12 protein-coding genes are annotated in these 20,994 nt (G+C 36.6%); 4 read left to right on the forward strand and 8 right to left on the reverse strand.

Going from position 1 to position 20,994, the window contains the following annotated elements:
- Positions 1–24: 24 nt before the first annotated feature.
- From ACR1PN_RS16455 to tsf, 5 genes are all read right to left on the reverse strand, one after another.
- A complete protein-coding gene (locus ACR1PN_RS16455) occupies positions 25–3,447 on the reverse strand; it encodes a T9SS type B sorting domain-containing protein (protein ID WP_433980912.1) in 3,423 nt (1,140 codons plus the stop codon).
- A 114-nt stretch (positions 3,448–3,561) separates the two neighbouring features.
- Positions 3,562–6,402 carry a T9SS type B sorting domain-containing protein gene (locus ACR1PN_RS16460; protein ID WP_433980913.1) on the reverse strand — a complete coding sequence of 947 codons (2,841 nt, stop codon included), beginning with the start codon at positions 6,400–6,402 and terminating at the stop codon, positions 3,562–3,564.
- Between the two features lie 137 nt (positions 6,403–6,539).
- On the reverse strand, positions 6,540–9,656 hold the full coding sequence (locus ACR1PN_RS16465; RefSeq protein ID WP_433980914.1) for a gliding motility-associated C-terminal domain-containing protein: 3,117 nt from the start codon (positions 9,654–9,656) through the stop codon (positions 6,540–6,542).
- Between the two features lie 80 nt (positions 9,657–9,736).
- Positions 9,737–13,078 carry a gliding motility-associated C-terminal domain-containing protein gene (locus ACR1PN_RS16470; protein ID WP_433980915.1) on the reverse strand — a complete coding sequence of 1,114 codons (3,342 nt, stop codon included), beginning with the start codon at positions 13,076–13,078 and terminating at the stop codon, positions 9,737–9,739.
- 199 nt (positions 13,079–13,277) lie between these two features.
- Positions 13,278–14,102: a translation elongation factor Ts gene (gene tsf, locus ACR1PN_RS16475; protein WP_378181154.1), complete on the reverse strand. Its 825-nt coding sequence runs from the start codon at positions 14,100–14,102 to the stop codon at positions 13,278–13,280.
- A gap of 148 nt (positions 14,103–14,250) precedes the next feature.
- Between tsf and ACR1PN_RS16480 the strand changes: the two genes are divergently transcribed.
- On the forward strand, positions 14,251–14,952 hold the full coding sequence (locus ACR1PN_RS16480; RefSeq protein WP_433980916.1) for a DUF6759 domain-containing protein: 702 nt from the start codon (positions 14,251–14,253) through the stop codon (positions 14,950–14,952).
- A 50-nt stretch (positions 14,953–15,002) separates the two neighbouring features.
- Here the strand turns inward: ACR1PN_RS16480 and ACR1PN_RS16485 are convergent, their stop codons facing one another.
- The 3 genes from ACR1PN_RS16485 to ACR1PN_RS16495 are packed head-to-tail and all read right to left on the reverse strand — an operon-like array spanning position 15,003 to position 18,705.
- Positions 15,003–15,959: an acetyl-CoA carboxylase carboxyltransferase subunit alpha gene (locus tag ACR1PN_RS16485; protein WP_378181148.1), complete on the reverse strand. Its 957-nt coding sequence runs from the start codon at positions 15,957–15,959 to the stop codon at positions 15,003–15,005.
- 49 nt (positions 15,960–16,008) lie between these two features.
- Positions 16,009–17,733, reverse strand: a complete 1,725-nt coding sequence (gene gltX / locus ACR1PN_RS16490; RefSeq protein WP_433980917.1) for a glutamate--tRNA ligase — start codon at positions 17,731–17,733, stop codon at positions 16,009–16,011.
- A 57-nt stretch (positions 17,734–17,790) separates the two neighbouring features.
- A complete protein-coding gene (locus tag ACR1PN_RS16495) occupies positions 17,791–18,705 on the reverse strand; it encodes a hypothetical protein (protein ID WP_433980918.1) in 915 nt (304 codons plus the stop codon).
- 97 nt (positions 18,706–18,802) lie between these two features.
- Between ACR1PN_RS16495 and ACR1PN_RS16500 the strand changes: the two genes are divergently transcribed.
- The 3 genes from ACR1PN_RS16500 to ACR1PN_RS16510 are packed head-to-tail and all read left to right on the forward strand — an operon-like array spanning position 18,803 to position 20,987.
- Positions 18,803–19,147, forward strand: coding sequence for a phosphomannose isomerase type II C-terminal cupin domain (locus ACR1PN_RS16500; protein ID WP_433980919.1), 345 nt, complete (start codon positions 18,803–18,805; stop codon positions 19,145–19,147).
- Positions 19,148–19,155: 8 nt separating this feature from the next.
- Positions 19,156–20,337 carry a glycosyltransferase family 2 protein gene (locus ACR1PN_RS16505; RefSeq protein ID WP_433980920.1) on the forward strand — a complete coding sequence of 394 codons (1,182 nt, stop codon included), beginning with the start codon at positions 19,156–19,158 and terminating at the stop codon, positions 20,335–20,337.
- Complete coding sequence (locus ACR1PN_RS16510; protein WP_433980921.1) at positions 20,337–20,987, forward strand: glycosyltransferase; 651 nt, start codon at positions 20,337–20,339, stop codon at positions 20,985–20,987. The genes ACR1PN_RS16505 and ACR1PN_RS16510 overlap by 1 nt, the downstream gene beginning before the upstream one ends.
- The last annotated feature ends 7 nt before the right edge of the window (positions 20,988–20,994 follow it).

The raw sequence follows: 20,994 nt of genomic DNA on the forward strand, positions 1-20,994 counted from the left end.
AATGTTATAGAAATTTTGTTATGTCTATTTATCCCAGAAATTATCATTTCTGTGTTTTACCAAAAGCCAGCTTGAATATTTTACGGTTGTGATATCTCCAAGTTCTGTCCAGCTCAGGAAGTACCAGTATGTTGCCGTTGGTACAGGCCTTCCCTTCATATTACCATCCCATGTAAATTTGTTGGTCGGGGTACCACGGAATACTTCGGCACCATATCTGTCGAAAATTCTGAATTCAAGATTTTTTTTGTTCATTAAAGACGAATAATCGATTTCGTCATTTTTGCCGTCTCCGTTTGGTGTGATTGTATTAATTAATTTAATAATGACGAAATCTTCTTTAACAATATCACAATTTAAAGAATCTCTTACATAAATAGTATAGGTTCCTAAGCTTAAGTTGGTAAATATATTTGAACTTTGCCAGTTGAACCCGTCAATTGAGTATTCATAAGCAGGTGTTCCACCGCTTACGCCGATTGTTACCGTTGTGCCGTTTATTTCTATTGAAGTGATAACCGGTAGTGTAGATGCTGATACGTTTACAAATTGTCTGTAAGTACAGCCATTGAAAGTGAGATCTACCCAATAGTCTCCAACAGTGACATTTGAGATTGCAGGTGTAGTTGCACCCGTACTCCAGAGATAAGAATCAAAACCTGAACCAGCATCTAGATTGGTAGCAGTATTTGGACAAATAAACAGATCTTTCAGAATATCTGATTTTTTGGGAATTTTTAAAGTAATATTAATTGTAGCAACATCCGGGCAGAACCCACTTTTTTCGAATCGGATATAGTAAGTATGTGTACCTGTAAGAGTTACTGCACTGCTTATTGGCGCTACATCATTCTGAGCATCTGCCAATGTTGTGTGATAGCTTACCGTTACAAGAGGATCTGTTGTAAACTCAGTTAAGAATTGCGAAAGATTCATTGGTTTTACCCCGTCTAAATCATCGTCACAAAATGTTGTTGTAAGTGTATTCTTGATTAATGTCAATTTTGATCCTACTGTAAAATTTACCGGCTGAATTACCGGAGCACATCCATTCGGTGATTCTACCCTGATATATATTGTGGTATTAACAGTATAACTCCAGTTGTTTGGAAGAGTGTTGGCGTTTCCTGCATTCGCATCTGTAAGTTGTGCATAATATCTTACATTGGTAAAATAAGCAGGATTGTTTAAAATGAGTTGCGTTATGTCTGACAATACTACATTTACTGTACCATCAAGATTTTCATCACATTGTACCCCCATATTCATCGGAGTAACGATTGCCAGAGGATATAAATTTAAAGTAATCTGGGCAATATTCTTACATCCCGTACTATTCTTTACCACAGCATAAACAACCGTTCCGTTTGGTGCGGGATAGGTATTTGGTACCGTAATTAATGCAGATGAAGTTTCATTCTGAGCAGTTGCCAGGGTAGGATAGTAGGTAATGGTTACCGGGGAATTTGTCGTAACATTGGCGCTTGTAAGGTCAAATGTTCCGGAACCGTTTACATTACATGCATAGATTGTAGCATTGCTAACTGTAACAGGCTGAATATTGATTGTCACCGTTATTGTTTCACAATCCGGAAATTCAGTATTGTTACCACAGAAGGTATAGACAAAAGTATCTGTTCCACCCGCTGCCGGATTGGTAGCGGTATAAGTGATAATGCCTGTCGCAGCATTTATGGTTGCAGTTCCTAGCGTTGGAGCTGTAGTAATTGATACGGTGGATGCAACCGGTGTTTGTGTAGAAGTTGTAAAGGCAGGTGTAATAATTTTGGTGTCGCAGATATTGTAAGATGCAGAAGATTGCTTAGTACAATTTAGTACCTTAAACGGTTCGGTAATAAGAGGGGCGCAAGTTCCCATTGTAACTGCACAGGTATAATTTCCCGATCCTGTAGGAGTATAAGATGCGGATGTTGCACCAGGAATAAGTACACCTCCAACATACCATTGATAAGATTCATAGATAATAGGATCAACCGTAAGCACAATTCCGGGAACGCAATCTCCCCCTGTTTTTAAAATAATAGGCTGGGTTGGGAATCCCGCGAAAAATCCACCATAACCTACGGCATCACTTCCTGCAGTAATACCCGCTGTGATTGCTTTTGTAGAAGTTACTGTAATTGTACCTGTTGTATTTGGAATTCCGTATGTTACCCAGTTCAAATTTCCGGTCATATCGAAAGGACCGGTTCCCACCGGAGGCGGAGCATTATTGACAAGAACGGTAGCTCCTCGTTCTGTAATTAAATTAAGCTTTGTCGGGATTGTAAGGATCCCGGCAGGATTGTTATTGGTATGTACAAAGTTCTCATCAATTAATCCGATTTCATTAATTTGTTTAGGAAGATAGCAGTTTAATCCGGGAATGAAATTGAAACCTCCGGTTGCGACTTCATTTCCTGTACTTGCTGCTCCTGCAAGCAACTGATAAACATATGCATTTTTGGTGGTTACAATATAAAGATTGTAATGTCCCGTAGTTCCCTGAAGCTGATATTTTGTATCGGGAACCACAAAATATTGTCCTGTATTTAATGTGGCAATAGGAGTTAGTTCACCATTTACATACACCAAAGTATTGTCCTGCGTTGCAATAACCAAGACGCCTTCCATATTGCTGCCTATATTCCCATTACCCTTTACGAGTGCAAAAGTGCTTCCCAGTTGGCTTACCGGGATAGACTGATCCATCAGGATGTCAGAACTGGTCGGGTTATTACCGGCATACTGACCATTAAAATTACCATTGGTAATATTTACAGGTTTTGTAGCTACAATTTTTGCACCTATAAATCCGTCAAAATTTCCTGTTATATCTCCAATCCCATCAATAATATATGACTGGCCTTTATTTAATGTGAAAGTGAGCGTGGGATTAGTTGCTCCCGATGTTCCGTTAGAAAACTGGACTACAGATTTATATCCGGATACGGTTACAGTTGTATTATCTTCCGTTGCAAGCACGCTGGTCATGAAGTTAAGAATACCATTACTTACTGTGATTGGCGCTGTAGCAGCATAAAAAGTTGTACCTGTTGAAGCCGTTCCTTTTGACGTAATAATTTCTGCATGATTATAAACAGAAAATCTTAAGTTGGCATAAAACGGAAAATCTGCCTTAAGATATAATCCTTTTGTTGTAGGGGTAAATAGATCGCTTTGTTGAGTGGTAATAATATAATTACGAAGAACGTCAAATTTTTGCGGGTTGTTTTTACTGATTGTAACTGTACCAATGACAACATTATTGTTGTAAATGGTAACAGGAAACGGGGTAGTACGGTTGGTTGATAGATAAAGCTTTTGGTAAGGATTAGGATTACCGGTACGATCTACCATAGGCGCAAACCAATGCTCTCTGTCTAATTGTGCAAATGATATAGAGAATATATAAAAAATAAGAAAAAAAGATAGAATTTTCTTCATCCTGAACTTGATTTTATCACAAATTTAATAATAAAATACGTTAATAGTTTTAAAAATAAACAAAAAACCACGATTTGATATCGTGGTTTTTGTAATATTTAAAATTTGTAATGATTATTCTCTGTTTTTAACTAAGATCCAACCTGAGAATTTAATTGGAGTTTTAGCCTTATTGTTTTCATTCCAGCTGATGCTGTACCAGTAATTTCCTGTCGAAACTTTTTTCCTGTCATTGGTAGTTCCGTCCCAGGTATATCCGTTTTCTTTATTGCCCTGGTGAATTCTGTTTCCGTATCTATCGAAGATATTGAATACTAAATTTGGCTTGTTAGCAAGAGCCGAGTAGTCTAAAATATCATTTACACCATCAGAATTCGGAGTAATTACATTTACAATATTAGGAATCGTAATATTTACTTCCATAGGAACACAATTGAATGTATCTCTTACATAAACTTTAATGTCACCTCTCGGAAGATCCGTAAATACATTAGATGACTGCCAGTTGATATTATTTATTGAATATTCATAAGGTGCAACTCCTCCGGTTACATATACTGTAATGCTTGTATTGGATACCTCAACATTTGTAATAACAGGTTGCTCTGAGGCATACACTTTTACTTCTTGTTTGGTGATACAGTCGCCAGTTTTCAATTTTACCCAATAGGTTCCTACGCCTACACCAGAGGTCGTTTGTGTTGTATCTCCTGTGCTCCATTCGTATCCGTCAAACCCAGGTCCTGCGTCTAATACTGTTTTATCTTCAATACAAATTACTTTATCTTCTAAAACGGTAGATTTTACAGGAGGAAGAACAATAAGTGTTACTTCTGCTACTCGATAACATCCGTTTGCATTGCTTACTCTCACATAGACAACACCATTTGGAGCTATATATGGATTTGGCTGAAGAATTTCATTTGTTTGATTATGTGCATCAGTTAATGATGGATAATAGGTCTTGGTTACTCCGGTTTGTGTAGTAACTATTGCAGTTGTTAAGTCAAATTGACCTGTTGCAACATTACTTTCAAGGAAGCAGGTTCTAAGTGTAGCTTTGTTCACGACAGGGCTTTCTGCTACTGTCAGAGTTAAAGTAATCTGCTCACAGTCTACAAACTCAGGATCATTCCCGCAGAATTTGTAAACAATTGTGTCTGTTCCCACAAAGCCATTGTTAGGAGTATATCCTATAACTCCTGTCGTAGGGTTGATTATTGCAGTACCGTTTGTTGGCGGAGTAATAATCTGTACACTTCCAGGTGTAAATGTTTGTGGTGACGTTGTAAATTGTGGGACAATATTTAAATAGCCTTCACATACTGTTTTAGTCTGATTTGTTTTTTCAAGACAGGTAAATACTTTGAAAACAGGAGTGGTTTCCGGAAGGCAAGATCCTACCGTAATAGTCACTGTATAGTTTCCGGATTGTGTTGGCGTGTATGAATTACTGTTTGCTCCCGGAATAGCAATGCCGTTTCTGAACCACTGATAGGTGTCATAGCTGTCGTCTACTTCTAGTATTAGCCCAGGAATACATTCTCCTGTCTTCTTTGCAATTAGGGGAATTGAAGAAAATCCGGCAAAATATCCTCCGTATCCGGAAGTACTATGTCCTCCGTTAATTCCGGCAGTTACTGCTTTATTGGATTGTATGGAGATGTTCCCGGTAATAGGTTGTATTGCATAGGTTACCCAGTTAGTATTTCCTGTCAACTGAAACGGACCCTGTGCTGCTGTAGGAGTGATAGGTGCTCCTCCATTAACGGTATAAGTAACTGTAGCACCCACTTCAGTTAAAATATTAAGCTTTACGACAGTTCCACTAGGTACAACACTGGCTCCTGCTGTACCTGTCGGCATTTGACCCACTTTGCCAATCTCATCAATTTTTCTAGGCAAAAAGCAGTTCAAAGGAGGGATGTAGTTAAAGCCACAGGTAGCACTGTCATTGTCTACCGAAACCAGCTGATATAGGTAAACATTTTTTGTAGTACTTATAAACATATTAGCGTGCGATCCTCCTGGCTGTACAATATAGTTGCTTCCGGAAATTCTGTACCATTGTCCTTGGTTTAATGTTGCGACAGGAGTACTAGATCCGTTTAAATATACTTCCGTATTATTTTCAGTGGCGATTACAATTCCTCCTTCCAGATCTGGAAAGGTTGATCTCGTTCTTACCATTGCAAAAGTATTTCCGAGCCTGCTTGTTGGTACAGACTGATCTAATATAATATCTCTTCCGGAAGAAGTGCTCACTCCAAAATTGGCTGTCACATTTCCATTCGTAAGAGTGATGGGTTTGTCTGAAACAATTTTTGCACCCATAAATGGAACAGTAGCAGATATTGGTCCTGCAAAAATAAAAGATTGCCCCTTATTTAAAACAAATGTATGGGTGTTTGTTGTGGGAGTTGCTCCAAAGAATGAGAAAACTGCTGTAGCACTCCAGGTAGCAGTAACTGTTGTATTATCTTCTGTTGCTAAAACACCCGCAGTGTAATTGTTAGAAGCAGTCTGAGTAGAAGGAGTACTTGCTACAAAAAACTGTGTACCAATACCAGCTTTACCTTTGCTGGTAACCACTTCGGCATGCTGAGTTGAGTTTACCATTCTCAGGGTACAATAAAAAGGTTTATCTGCCTTAATATATAATCCTTTATTAATCACGGTAAAAGCTTCCGAATTATTGTTGGTAGAAATATTTGAAGCTGGAACAATGAAGGTTTGGGGGCTTCCTTTGCTAATTGTAACCGTTCCCAATGCGACACTATTACTGTATACCGTTACCACAAAAGGTGTTGTGGAATCTGTAGAAAGATAAAGTGACTGTGCTGTAACAGCGGTGGATGCAAAATATGGCGCTATCCAATGCTCTGTATCCCTTTGGGCAAAAATAAAATTGCCGCTGAGGATAAGTAATAAAAACGTGAGTAAAAGTTTTCTCATAAGCGTAGAATTAGGATTCATACAAAAATAGTAGAATATTTTAAATGTATTATAGAAAATATAAAAAAAAATTCAAAAATAATTAACAAAAAGCCACAACATTTAAGTTGTGGCTCCTGTTATTATTGATTATTTTCTTATTCTCTATTTTTTACCAAAATCCATCCGGTGTATTTAATAGGAGTTTTGGTTTCATTTGGCTCATTCCATGTAATATGATACCAATAAGTTCCGGTAACTACTTTTTTATTAGACTGAGTTCCGTCCCATCTGTAGTTATTAAGCTTGTCTCCCGTAAAAATTTTGTTACCATATCTGTCATAGATTACGAATATAAGATTTTCTTTGTACGCGAGCTCTCTGTAATCTATATAATCATTCACATTATCTCCGTTCGGAGTAATTGCATTTACCAAATTTGGTATGGTAACCTCTACAGAAATAGGTGTACATCCGAAAGAATCTCTTACGTAGAACGTATGCTGACCTCTTGACAGATTTGTAAATATATTAGAACTCTGCCAATTTGCTACTCCATCTACAGCATACTCATAAGGTGCAATTCCGCCGGTTGCCATTACGGTTGCTGTATTGTTTGAGATTTCAATAGATGTGATAACCGGATCCTGTGCTTTCTTCACACTCACAAATTGTTTCACTGCACATCCCGAATCCTGAAGTATAACCCAATATTCTCCTACAGGAACCTGTTGTATGGATTGTGTAGTTGCTCCTGTACTCCAACGGTAAGATTGGTAACCTGGTCCTGCATCTAATGTAGTTCTTTCATCGATACAGATATATTTATCCACTAATAACGGAGATCTTTTAGGTGGTGTTACCTTTAAATTTATTTTAGCAATCGCATAGCATCCGTTTGCATTATATACTCTGGTATATACAAATCCATTTCCTGAAATGTAAGAATCTACACCTAAAATAATTTCATTGGTACCATTACTTGCATCGGTAGAAGTAGGGTAAAATTTCTTGGTAACAGGAGTTTCTGCTGTTACATTCGCTGTAGTAAGGTTAAATTGAGCTTTAGTTTCATTGTTCTCTATGAAGCATTCTGTAAGGGTAGCTTCATTCACTACCGGAGTAGGATAGAAATCTAAAGTAATTTTAGCATTTCCTACGCATCCTTCTGCAGTAAGAACTCTTACATATACTGATCCCAATCCTGAAAAATAATTGGTAGGATCTGTAATCTGATTAGTATTTGCGTTAAGATCAGCTAAAGTAGGATAGAATTTCTTTGTTGTCGGAACCGCATTGTCGGTAACATTGGCAGTTGTCAAATCAAAAAATCCTTTCCCTGAATACTGACAAGCTTTTATCGTTCTGTCCGTTAGTACAAAAGGTACTACATTAAGGTTAATAGTTATTTGTTCACAGTCTACGAATTCTGTCGCATTTCCGCAGAATTTAAATACAATTTTATCAGGTCCAAGATATCCAGGATTAGGAACGTAGGTAATTACTCCCGTTGAAGGATTAAGCGTTGCTGTACCTTGCGTAGGCTGAGTAATAATTGATACTGTACTTGGAACAGGAGTTTGGGTAGAATTTGTAAAGGTAGGTGTAATAGCTTTTGTACCACAGATATTGATGTTCTGTGTAGTTTGTCCTAAGCATGTAAATACTTTATAAACAGGAGTCGTCACCGGAGGGCAGCTTCCCATTGTTACTCTTACGGTATAATTACCTGCAACTGTTGGTGTTATCGTGTGGCTGGTAGCACCTGCAATAGGAGCGTTATTTAAAAACCACTGATACGTATCGTAGCTGTCGTCTACCTCCAAAATGATTCCCGGAATACATTCTCCAGTCTGCTTGGCAATTACCGGGACAGAAGAGAATCCGGCAAAGTACCCTCCATAGCCTGAAGTATTATATCCTCCATTGATGCCCGCTGTAACGGCTTTATTGGATTGAATGGTTACCGTTCCCGACATATTTTCCAATCCGTAGGTTACCCATGCCGTACTTCCGTTTAAAGGGTATGGGCCTTGTGCAGCAGTAGGTGTGGTCGCGGGCCCTCCATCGACACTGTATGTAACAGTAGCTCCTGCTTCTGTAATGATGTTTAATTTAATGTTCTGTGTGTTCATCGGTACGACGCTTGCACCTCCTGGTCCTGTAGGCATTTCGTCGACTTTTGGTAATTCATCAATTTTTCTGGGTAAAAAACAGTTTAAAGGCGGAATGTAATTGAATCCCCCTGTTTCATTCTGATTCAGAATGGAAACCAATTGATACAAATACACATTTTTAGAAGTGGTAACAAGCATATTATAATGCCCCGATGTTCCTTGAGCTGCATAATCACTTCCAGATATTCTATACATCTGACCTTGATTAAGCGTTGCAACCGAAGTACCCGATCCGTTGAGATATACTTGTGTGTTATTTTCTGTAGCTACAATAATGCCCCCTTCCAAATCTGCGGAAGAAGATCTGGATCTCACCATAGCGAACGTACTTCCTAATCTTTCTACTGGTACTGACTGGTCTAATATAATATCAGATCCACCGCCTGTAGAAGCTCCAAAATTACCATTCACATTTCCGTTGGTTAATACAATAGGTTTGCTTGCCACAATCTTCGCACCAATAAAGTTGTTGATGTTTGCATTACCTAAACCTGCATATACAAAAGACTCTCCTTTATTTAGCGTGAAAGTATTGGTTGTGGTAGTAGGAGCCCCACCTATAAATGTAACAGGTGCGTTCCAAGTGGTTGTTACGACTGTATTATCTTCGGTTGCCATTACCCCAGCAGTAAAATTACTTGAACCAGCAGTGGACGGTGTAGCCACTACAAAAAATTCTTTTCCTGTGCCGGCTTTTCCTTTACTCGTAAGAATTTCTGCATGAGTAGTAGGAGTAGGGCTACTCACCAGCCTTAATGTACAAAAATATGGTTTAGCACCCTTAAGAGAAATTCCTCTGTTGATTACATTAAATGCATTAGCAGCGGTATTTACTGATATATTGGCTGGAGGAATCGCAAATATTTTTGGATCTCCTTTACTAATCGTAACGACTCCTAATACATTACCCGGGGCTGTAGAACTGTTGCTGGTAATTGTAACATCAAAAGGCGTTACGGAATCTGTAGACAAATAAATTGCCTGGGTAGTAGCTGAAGATGCATAGAAAGGTGCAATCCAATGATCGGTATCTCTTTGTGCAAAAAGAGAGCCGAACGTCAGAAAAACCAAAACTAAGCTGAGTAGAAATCTTTTCATAAACTTATGGAGTTAGGATTTCTACAAAATTAAAATAAAAATTAATATATTGTTAATAAATCTTAAATAAAGTTTGAAAATTACTCTCGATTCTTAATTAATAGCCATCCTGAATGTGAAACTGGTAATTTTGTATCTGGCTCAATCCATCTGATAATATACCAGTACGTTCCCGTTGGGAGGTTTCTTCCGCCGGACTTGCCATCCCATTTATAATTATTGCCTGAAGATTTGTAAACTGCAGCGCCATATCTGTCTGCTACTTCAATATTTACCTGGTCTTTAATTTTTAAATCAGAATAGTCTAAGACATCATTTTTTCCGTCGCTGTTTGGTGTAATCGTATTGATTAAATTTAAAATTAAGAAATCTTTAATTACAGGCTGACAACCATCTCTTCCGATTACATATACTTTGTGCGGGCCTCTTGTAAGTCCGCTAAAAACATTTGAATTTTGATAATCCGATCCGTTCAGAGAATACTGGTATGGAGCAGTGCCACCTGAAACATTTATTGTCGCAGTAGTTCCTGTTACAACAATGCTCGTAATTGTCGGAGCCTGAGCCGCAGTTACTGTTACCGTTTGTCTGTAAACACAACCGTTAAATTCAAGATCTACAAAATATGTTCCTGTATCCACGGTTATAGAAGAAGTTGTAGCACCTGTACTCCAAAGGTATGATGTGAATCCGTCACCGGCATTTAAAACGGCTTTATCATTTAAGCAAATTACCTGATCTCTGAGAACATCAGATTTTTTAGGAGATTTTAAGCTAATCATTAAGGTAGCTGTGTTTGGACATCCATTGCCACTTGTAAATCTTATATAGAAAGTTTTAGGGGAAGTAATTGTCTGGTTGGTTGCTAAAGAGTTTACACCCGCTTGAGCATCAGCTAATGTTGCGTGGAAAGTAAGGGTAACCGAAGGATCTGTTGTGAACTGATTCTTATAATTGGTTAAAATAACATCTTGAGAGCCATTTAAATCATTGTCGCAAATTTCGGTTGTAACATTTGTGGTTAATAAAGTTATTTTATTACCAATTTTAAAATCAATTTGCCCGAAAGATGAAGGACAAACAGAACTTGAACCGTCAACTCTTACATAAACTGTTGTATTTGCTGTATACGTCCAGTTTGTAGGCAGGGTGTTGTTGTTTCCGGCGTTGGCATCAGTTTGATTTAAATAATATCTTATTGTTAAACTTCCTGAGTTTGCAACGATTTGAGGAGTTACATTGCTGAAGTTTACATTAACAATTCCGTCAAAATTGTCATCACAGAGAACAGCATTATAACTTGATGTGTTGATGTTCGGAGATGGGGTAACCGTTAAAGTAATTTGCGCAACTCTTGTACATCCATAAGCTGAAGTTACATTCGCATAAATAATTCCTGCAGGTCCTGTATAACTTGTAGGTAAAGGTATTTGACCCGTTAAGTTTGAATTGGTAAAATACGTGACAGTAGCTCCTGGTGCTGAGGTGATATTTGCGGTAGTCAAATCATATATTCCGTTTCCTGAAGCGTTGCTGCATGAACTTAATGAAGCATTGTTGACCTGAAGAACATCTGTGTTGATAATAATTTTAAAATACTCGAAAGCGAAAGGATTTCCATTGCCCTGGATATAATAGATAAATGAATCTGTTGTGTTTACTGTTGTTGTGTTTGGAGTATAAATGATTTGCCCGTTTGTCGGATTTACTGTTGCTGTACCTGAGGTTGGCTGGGAAATTATGGATGTAAGAGACGGAACGATAGCTTGTGTGGAATTCGTAAATGTAGGGGTAATTACTTTTGTATTACAAGATCCGATCGTGTAAGTTGTTGTGGAAATTGGCGGACATAAAATGTAATTGTAAATTGTCGTCAGTTTTGTTTCACAATTATTTTTTGTAACAGAGCAGGTATAAGCTCCGGCTCCGTATAATTCCGGATTGATGAAATAGGTTGTCGCTCCGGATATTGCAACACCATTCAGGTACCATTGATAAGCATCATAATTATTATCAACCTGAAGCTGAATTCCGGCATAACAATCTCCGGTTTTTGTGATGGCCGGAACCGATGAGAATCCTGCAAAATAACCGCCATATCCTACTGCGCCACTTCCTGCTGCGATTCCTGCTGTCATTGCTTTTGTAGAGTTCAAAGTAATATTTCCTGTAACATTCTGAATAGAGTAGCTTACCCAGTTTGCATTTCCGGTTACAGGATAGGGGCCGTTTGCTGCAGCGATATTTGTTCCGTTTAACGTTACTGTTGCTCCGGCTTGAGTAATAATATTTAATCTCGTGGCGAAATTCTGACCACCAATCTGATTAATAAATCCAATTTCATCAATTTTATTGGGCATGAAACAGCTTAATGGTGGTATAAAATTCATTCCTCCGGAAGCATACTCATTTCCGTTGGTCGCACCTGACAATAATTGATATACGTAAATGTTTTTCGTTGAAGAAATATTCATATTGTAATGACCATTTCCCTGATGTTGGTATCTTGCGCTTGGTACGAGATAATACTGTCCTTCGTTAAGCGTTGTTGTAGCTCCGGATCCGTTAAAAGTTATCTGAGTGTTATTCTCCGTAGCGATAATTAAAGCGGTTTCCATCTGGGAGGTTACTGTACCATTACCTTTTACCACTACAAAATCTTTTCCTAAACGGTCTACAGGAACTGCCTGGTCCATAAGAATATCGTTATTGGTAAGGTTCTGAGTAGTATAAGCGGCATTAAAATTTCCGTTAGTTACAGAAATTGCTTTTGTCGCAACAATTTTAGCGCCTACAAGCCCGTTTTTATTGACATTCGACCATGAGCTTACCACATCTAAAATATAAGATTTTCCTTTGTTAAGGGTAAATGTTCTTGTGGGAGAAGAAACTCCATCTGAAAAAGTAATATTCGGATTGTATCCTGAAATAGTCACTACGGTGTTGTCTTCAGTAGCAGTTACTCCGATGGTCGCATTCATATGATCTTCCGACCCTGAAATCGGAGCGACCCCTGCATAAAATATTGTGCCCAATCCTGCGGAGCCTTTTGAAGTTAAAATCTCGGCATGATTTGGCATTGCAAACCTGTAATTGGCAAAGAATTTTTTGCTCCCTTTTACATTCAGTCCCATATTATTTGGAGTAAACAATTGAGATTGGGATGATGCAATTAAAAAATTATTCGGTATAATGACCTGAGCAGGATTGTTTTTGCTTACCTGAACAGTTGTATATAATGTGTTGTTATTGAAAACCTGCACAGAGAAAGGAGCCGTTTCATTGGTAGATAAATATAGATATCCTTCAAGTCCGCTTGTTCCGGCTTTTGCCGACATGGGTGCAAACCAGTGTTCATTATCAAGTTGAGCATTAAGGATTAAACACCAAAATGTACAAATAATCAGTAGAAGTCTTTTCATGCCTCAGTTTTAGGGGCGACAAATTTAAGCATTAATAATCAATTTTTTACACATTGTTTTTAACATTTCATTATAATTTAATAAAATTTCATTTAATTTAAAATATGCTTTATGAATTATTAATATTGCAATTATCGTTTATAGCAAAAAAAATCCCGATGAATTTCTCATCGGGATCAATTTTTTTAATCTTAAAAGATTATAAGCTAACTCTGATAAATCCTGTTACTTTAAGATCTCCGTTTACAGATTTTACATAATCAGCAACAGACATAGAGCTGTCTTTGATGAAATCCTGGTGAACCAAAGTATTGTCTTTGTAGAATCTCTGCATTTTACCTTTCAAGATATTGTCGATAATGTTTGCAGGCTTACCTTCTTCAGTAAGTTTATGTCTTTCGATTTCTAATTCTTTATCGATAGTTTCCTGAGAAACTCTTGTTTCGTCAAGAGCGATCGGGTTCATTGCAGCAGCCTGCATAGAAACAGATTTAGCAGCTTCGTCAGCTCCGTCTACTTTTGCAGAAAGTGAAGTGATGGCAGCGATTTTGTTTCCAGCGTGAATGTAAGCTCCCAAGAATGGTCCTTCGATTCTTTCGAAAGCACCGATCTCAATTTTTTCACCGATAACACCTGTTTGCTCGATTAATTTCTCAGCAACAGTCATTCCGTGGAAATCTGTAGCCAATAATTCTTCTTTAGTTGCAGCGAAGATAGCCATTTCAGCCAATTCGTAAGCAAGCTCGATGAACGCTTCGTTTTTAGCAACAAAGTCAGTTTCGCAGTTCAAAGAAATGATTACACCTAAAGTGTTGTCTTCGTTTACTCTTGCGATTACAGCACCTTCAGAAGACTCTCTGTCTGCTCTGTTAGCTGCAACTTTTTGTCCTTTTTTTCTAAGGATATCAACTGCTTTTTCGAAGTCTCCTTCTGCTTCAACTAAAGCTTTCTTGCAGTCCATCATACCTGCACCTGTTTGGTTTCTTAATTTTGCTACGTCTGCAGCAGCTGGTGTATAAGACATAATATTTATTATTTTTTATTTAAAATTATGATTAACTTTAATAGTTTATTTTTAAGATGTGCAAAGATAATGATTTTAATGATAAACTAAAAAATGACTTTTAACGTTATAGTATTTATTTAATAATTTTTTAAAAGGTTTTCTCTACATGAAAAAAATATTTCTAATCATATTCCTTTCCGTTTTCAGTGTAGGCTTTGCTCAGAAGAAGAAAAAAGCCAAAGCCACCAAAGCAGTCGCAGAAAAAGAAGTGGTAATCATTTATACTCTTGAAGAGGCTATGGCGAGCTCAGAACCCAGGATCATTGCCGGCTTTATTAAGCAGAATCCGGGTCATGAAAAAATCGGTGATCTTAAAAAAAAACTGGTGAAGATCATCATGGCAGATAATTCGGTTGAAGCCAAACCGACGATTAAGCCAATCAGTAAAGATAAAATTGAGAAAATTGTCAGCAACAATGAGCTGAATAAAGGTAAAGATCTGGCTACTGTTGCAAAAACAGCAACGCCGGAACGTACGGTAACTTATGCGTCAATGGGAAGCTCAAGTAAAAAGTCGGAGCCGAGCGAGCAGGCAAAAAAGACGGCATCACTGCTTACGCATCTTTTTAGCAATGATCCGAATAACAACGAAGCTTACGTGAATATTAAAAATCTTTCGAAATGCAGGTTGGTTGTTAAAATCAGCGGTAAAAAATATTACAATCTTGATGTTCCTGCAAAAGGAGATAATTTTGTTCTGATTGAAAAAGGTGATTATGTGGTGACCACATCAGTTTGTGATGCAAAATATTCCTCACTGAAAAAAATAAACAAAGACATAGAAATTCAGCTGAACGTTGCTGAATAGTAATAAAAAGGCGGTTAAGAATTTTCTTAACCGCCTTTTTGTTTTGAATATTATCCTTTAAACTGTCCCATCGCAATAAATTTGTCTTGTCTTTGGGTCTCCAGCTCTTTTCCTGTAAATTTTGAAAACGCTTTGATGTTCTGTAAAATTGAACTCTTCAAATTTAAATAAGTTGTTTCAGGATCGTAATGCGCTCCTCCAAGAGGTTCTTCCACGATTCCGTCGATGAATTTTTCTCTCAACGCATCTTTGGGAGTAAGATTCAATGCATTGGCTGCATCTTCTTTGTGATCCCAGTTTCTCCAAAGGATGGATGAACAGCTTTCCGGCGCGATTACGGTGTACCAAGTGTTTTCCAACATATATACTTTGTTACCAACACCAATTCCTAATGCTCCGCCACTTGCTCCTTCACCAATAATGTAAGTGAAAATAGGAGTTTTAAGCATCGTCATTTCGAAAATATTTCTTGCAATGGCTTCACCTTGTCCTCTTTCTTCAGCTTCAAGACCTGGATAAGCTCCCGGTGTATCAACCAAAGTTACTACAGGAATTCTGAATTTTTCAGCAAGCTTCATTAGTCTTAAAGCTTTTCTGTATCCTTCAGGATTTGGCATTCCGAATCTTCTGTATTGTCTTTCTTTTGTAGTTCTTCCTTTTTGGGTTCCGATAATCATTACTTTCTGCCCGTCTAAGGTTGCTAAACCACCGATCATTGCAGGATCATCTGCGAAATTTCTGTCTCCGTGAAGCTCAAGAAAGCTTCCTTTGTCTACCATGCCATTGATATAATCTAATGTATAAGGACGGTCCGGATGACGAGATAGTTGTACTCTTTGCCAAGGGGTAAGATTTCCATAGATTTCTTTTTTCTTTTCTATGATCTTGTCTTCGATCTGGCTGCATGCTAATTTTACATCAACACCACTTTCTTCTCCTACTAAAGAACAGGTTTGGTATTGTTCCATTAATTCTTTGATAGGAAGTTCGAAACTTAAATATTCCATTTCTTGAAGTAAATTAAATCTTTCAAATGTATGAAAAATTATGGTAATTTTATTTAAAATTATTTATAGCATTGTTTATTCTAACGGTAGTTTCCTCTTTACCAAGAAGTTCCATGATGTCCGGAACGTCTGGTCCTTTCAGCTCTCCTACCAATGCTAAACGAAGCGGCATCATTACTTTACCCATTCCTAATCCCTTATTTTCAGCAAAATCATGAACAATTTGCTTTAAATTTTCAGCCGTGAAATCAGCACCCTCCAAATTTGTTGCTAATTCTCCTAAAATTGTAGAAGTCTCATCATTCCAAGCTTTTTTTGACGCTTTTTCATCGTAAGAAGTGGGCGCTTCAAAGAAAAATTTTCCGTTTTCGTAGATGTCTTTCGGGAAGGTTGCTCTTTCTTTCATCAGATGAATGATCTTCATTAATTTTTCATCTGAAATATGTAAACTTAAATCTGAATTTTTAAGAATATTCAGCAATTCTTCATCCGAAGTTTTCTGGATATACTGATGGTTGAACCATTCTGCTTTTTCTTTACTGAATCTTGCGCCGGCTTTATGAACTTTATTTAAATCAAATTCTTTTGCCATTTCATCTAAAGACAAAATCTCTTTATCATCGGCAGGTGACCAGCCCAAAAGCGCCACCATATTGATAAAAGCTTCCGGAAGATATCCACTTTCTCTGTAACCTTTGGAAACATTTCCAGTCGCAGGATCTGTAAAGTTTAACGGGAAAACCGGGAATCCGAATTTATCGCCGTCTCTTTTGCTTAGTTTTCCTGAAATTCCTTTCTTTAAAAACTGTTTTACAGAAGCTGTTATTTCATTATCCTTTTCATTCTCTCCCAACATAGATTTGAATCTTGGACTTTTCACTTCTGAAAAGAAAGATTTAATAATTGCAGCCGAGTCATCAAAAGAAAACTGACTGTTTTTTGCCACAAATTCTTCTGTGAAAGATTTTGTAATGCTATCAATATTTTCTTTATTAATTAATGTGGATACATCTGGTTTTAAAATCAAAGAAAGATGTGCAAACTGAGGTGCTTCCCAACCCATTGCTTCATATAGTAAAGTATGCAAACCTAAAGACGGTAACCATTCTTCCCCTCGGATAACGTGAGAAATTTCCATTTCGTGGTCATCGATGATGTTTGCAAAATGGTAAGTTGGCATTCCGTCATTTTTTACCAAAACTTTATCGTCTAAAGTATCTGTATTTACAGAAAAATTTCCTCTAATAATGTCTACTAAACCTAATGTTCTGTCAACAGGCATTCTGAATCTCACAACGTAAGGTGTTTTTTGATCCAGTAATTTCTGCACTTCTTCTTCAGAGAGAGCAAGACTGTTTCTTAAACGGTTTCTTGTTTTATTGTCATATGAGAAAACATCACCTTTTGCTTCGTATTCAGCACGGATTGCGTCTAATTCTTCGGCTGTGTCAAAAGCAATGTAAGCATAATCTGTTTTTAAGATCTGCTCTGTATATCTGTCGTAAATATCTCTTCTTTCGGATTGTCTGTATGGAGCGAATTTTCCTCCTTTTTTAGGACTTTCGTCGGCAATGATTCCGCACCATTCAAGGGCTTCTTCGATATAATCTTCTGCTCCTTCCACGTATCTTGCAGTATCTGTATCTTCAATTCTCAATACAAATTCTCCGCCTTGGTTTTTAGCAAAAAGATAATCATATAATGCGGTTCTTACGCCTCCCAAATGCAAAGGTCCTGTAGGACTTGGAGCAAAACGTACTCTTACTTTCTCCATTTTTAATTTTAATTTTGGTGCAAATTTAAAGAGACTTTCTTGTAAAAAAAAGGAATTCTATTTTGGATTTTTTATCAGAATGTAATTTTTGTACTCTCCGAAACGGATTTTCAGCAAATCTTCTATAGGCTGCAGATATCTGTCTTTCTTTTTCCAGACTGCCTGAGTTTTATCATGATTGAAAATGAAATCATAGCTTGCAATAGCTTCTGCCATTACTTGGGGATGTGTTCCGGTAAATTTTATCACTCTGTCGACTGTATTATAATTGAATTCGTCTTTTGGCGCTTCTTCTAACTTTTTATCGGAATGACCATAATAATACACAAAATTATTGGCCTTTAATGACATTGTTCTTTTAGATTTTACCGAACTGTAATGGTAAACAGGAGCATTTAAAGCTAATACTCTCAATTTTTCTCCTTTTTCGGAGCCATTTTCGTAATTTTCGATAGATTTGAATTTTCGGAACCCCTGAGAATCGATATACGCTCTGATATTAGGATCATATTTGAAAATTCTGATTTCATTTTTATGCACTCTGCGGCTGTTACGAATACTGTTGTAATCACCCCAGAAATGAATAAATGGCTGTAAAAGTCCGTCAATATCGGGATAGGAATCAGCTTCTTTAATTTTAGATAAAATCAAAGGATAATCTTTTTCATGCAGCACTTCATCAGCCTGAATATGAATAATCCAATCAGCTGATTTCGATACATTGTCATAGGCGATGTTACATTGCTGGGCAAATATTTTTCCGCCTCTTGTCATACTGTCGTCCCAAACCGTATCAATTATTTTTATTTTCGGATCGCCTAGATTCAAAATTGCTTCTCTGGTTCCGTCTGTGGAATCACCCACTGCAATTACGAATTCATCACAAAGCGGGAGAACCGATTTAATTGACTCCAGAAAAGGAACACCATAAGTAAAGCCATTTCTTACATAGCTGAATGCACTGATTTTCATTTGGTATTATTAGTAAGAGCAAAAATCTAACTTTTTTTTTAAACCCGAATCATTTTGGAAAAAATAATTCTACTTTTGTAGACCATAAAGTTATAATATGCTAGAAATCGGAGAAAGACCTTGGGGAAAATACTATGTTTTGGCTGATGAACCCAATTACAAATTGAAAAGAATAGAAGTAAATCCCGGACAAAAATTATCTTACCAATATCATCACAAGAGACAGGAACAATGGACGATCATTGAAGGTGACGCCACTGTTGTTTTGGATGATAAAGAAATTAAATTGGGGTATGGCGAAAGCATTTTTATTCCGTTGGGTGCAAAACACAGGATGATGAATCTTTCTGAAAAACCTGTTGTTTTCATTGAAGTGCAGACAGGAACTTATTTCGGCGAGGATGATATCGTGAGGATTGAGGATATTTACGATAGAGAATAAATAGTTGTATGAAACCAAAAATATCTTTTTTAGTAGGGTTAAAAAATAATTTAGAATACACCATTTTTTTTTATGAAAATGTGAGAAAATTATACCCATCTATTGAAATTGTATTTGTTAGTTTCGGAAGCACGGATGGTACACATGAATGGTTGGAAAATCTGAATGATGAAAATTTAAAATATTACTTTTCCGCTGAGAATAAAACGCTTTCAGATACCTACAATAAAGCAACGGAAATCTCAACTGGGGAATATGTGTGTTTTTTGCATAATGACATGATTCTCGGGAAGAATTTTGTTTCTAATCTTGAAGAAAACATTGCTGATGATGCGATTAATTGCTATAAAATTATTGAACCTCCAATTTTCACCGGAGATGTCAGAGACTGGAAAATAAATCAGGATTTTGGAGATGATATTCAAACATTTAATTTTCAGAAGTTTTTCGATTTTGAAGATCAATTTATTCGTAAAACGACTGAGATTGTAACAAATACGGATCATACATCATTTTTTTTATGTGTCAAAAGATCAATACTTATGAAGATTGGAGGATTAGATAATCTTTTTGACCCCATGTTCTGTGAAGATGATGATTTAATAATACGTTTAAAATTATTAGGATTAAAAACAATATTAGTCAATACGGCAATAGTATATCATTTTGTCAGTAAAACTTCGAGATTTTCAGAAGAATATGCCAACAAAACGAAAATTATTGAAGACCGATCCAGAAGAAATTTTTTCAGGAAATGGGGATTTTCTAATCGTTCTGATGTATTTACAAAATATGATATTGGAATAGTTATTAGCAATGGAAATTTAGAGATATTAGAAAAAATAGAGCCATTTGGAGATAAGATATACGTTGATTTTCCATTTGAAAATTATGTGGAAAAAGAGCAAACTAATACTAAATATAGTTTAACAGAAAGAATTAAACCTGTTTCTGAAAAAAGGCAACACGATATAATGATTTATGTGAATGGTAAGTCATTTAATGATCGAACGTATGATTCTATATCAAATTTACATTTCATTATAAAAGAAGGGAATAGAAAATTTGTAAATCCGAATTTTTTCATGAAAATTTTCCACAAAGTACTAAAACCTTACCGTCCACTTATATTTTTCAATAAACCCAGATCGATTGAAAATTCATTAATAACTAAACAGCTTGGCGTTTGATGAACTGGCTAAAAAAAATACTACCGCTACCTAAAATTTCCTACGGAATTACGGTAAATAATGAAATTGATGAGATTTCTAAACTGCTTGATGTTTTGTTGCCGTTGGTTGGTAAATCTGATGAGGTTATCGTTTTACAGGATATTACAAATAGAAATCAAAAAATTTCAGATATTTTAGATACCTACGGAAATAAGATTATAAGGCTGGAAGCCCGTCTTAATGGTGATTTTGCAAGTTTTAAGAATAATCTGATAAGTACTGCTACAAAGGATTATCTTTTCCAGATCGATGCAGATGAAATTCCGAAAGAATCATTAATACAAAATCTCAAGTATTTTTTATTTAAGAAAAGAAAAAAAGATGTACTGATGGTTCCAAGAATCAATATTGTAAATGGAATTACTCAAGAACATATAGCAAAATGGAACTGGAAACTTAACGATGAAGGTTACATTAATTTTCCTGATTATCAGGATCGTATTTTTAAACTAAATAAAGGCATAAAATGGGAAAATAAGGTTCACGAGAAGCTTTGTAACTATGATAACAAATTTGGCCTTCCAATAGCTGATTACTCTTTTTGCCTTTTGCACATAAAAGATATAGAAAGACAGGAACAGCAAAATTCTTTTTACGACACTTTATAGATTGAAT

Origin of the sequence: Chryseobacterium sp. RLHN22, assembly GCF_051011795.1 — a bacterium.
Classification (GTDB): Bacteria; Bacteroidota; Bacteroidia; order Flavobacteriales; family Weeksellaceae; genus Chryseobacterium; species Chryseobacterium zhengzhouense.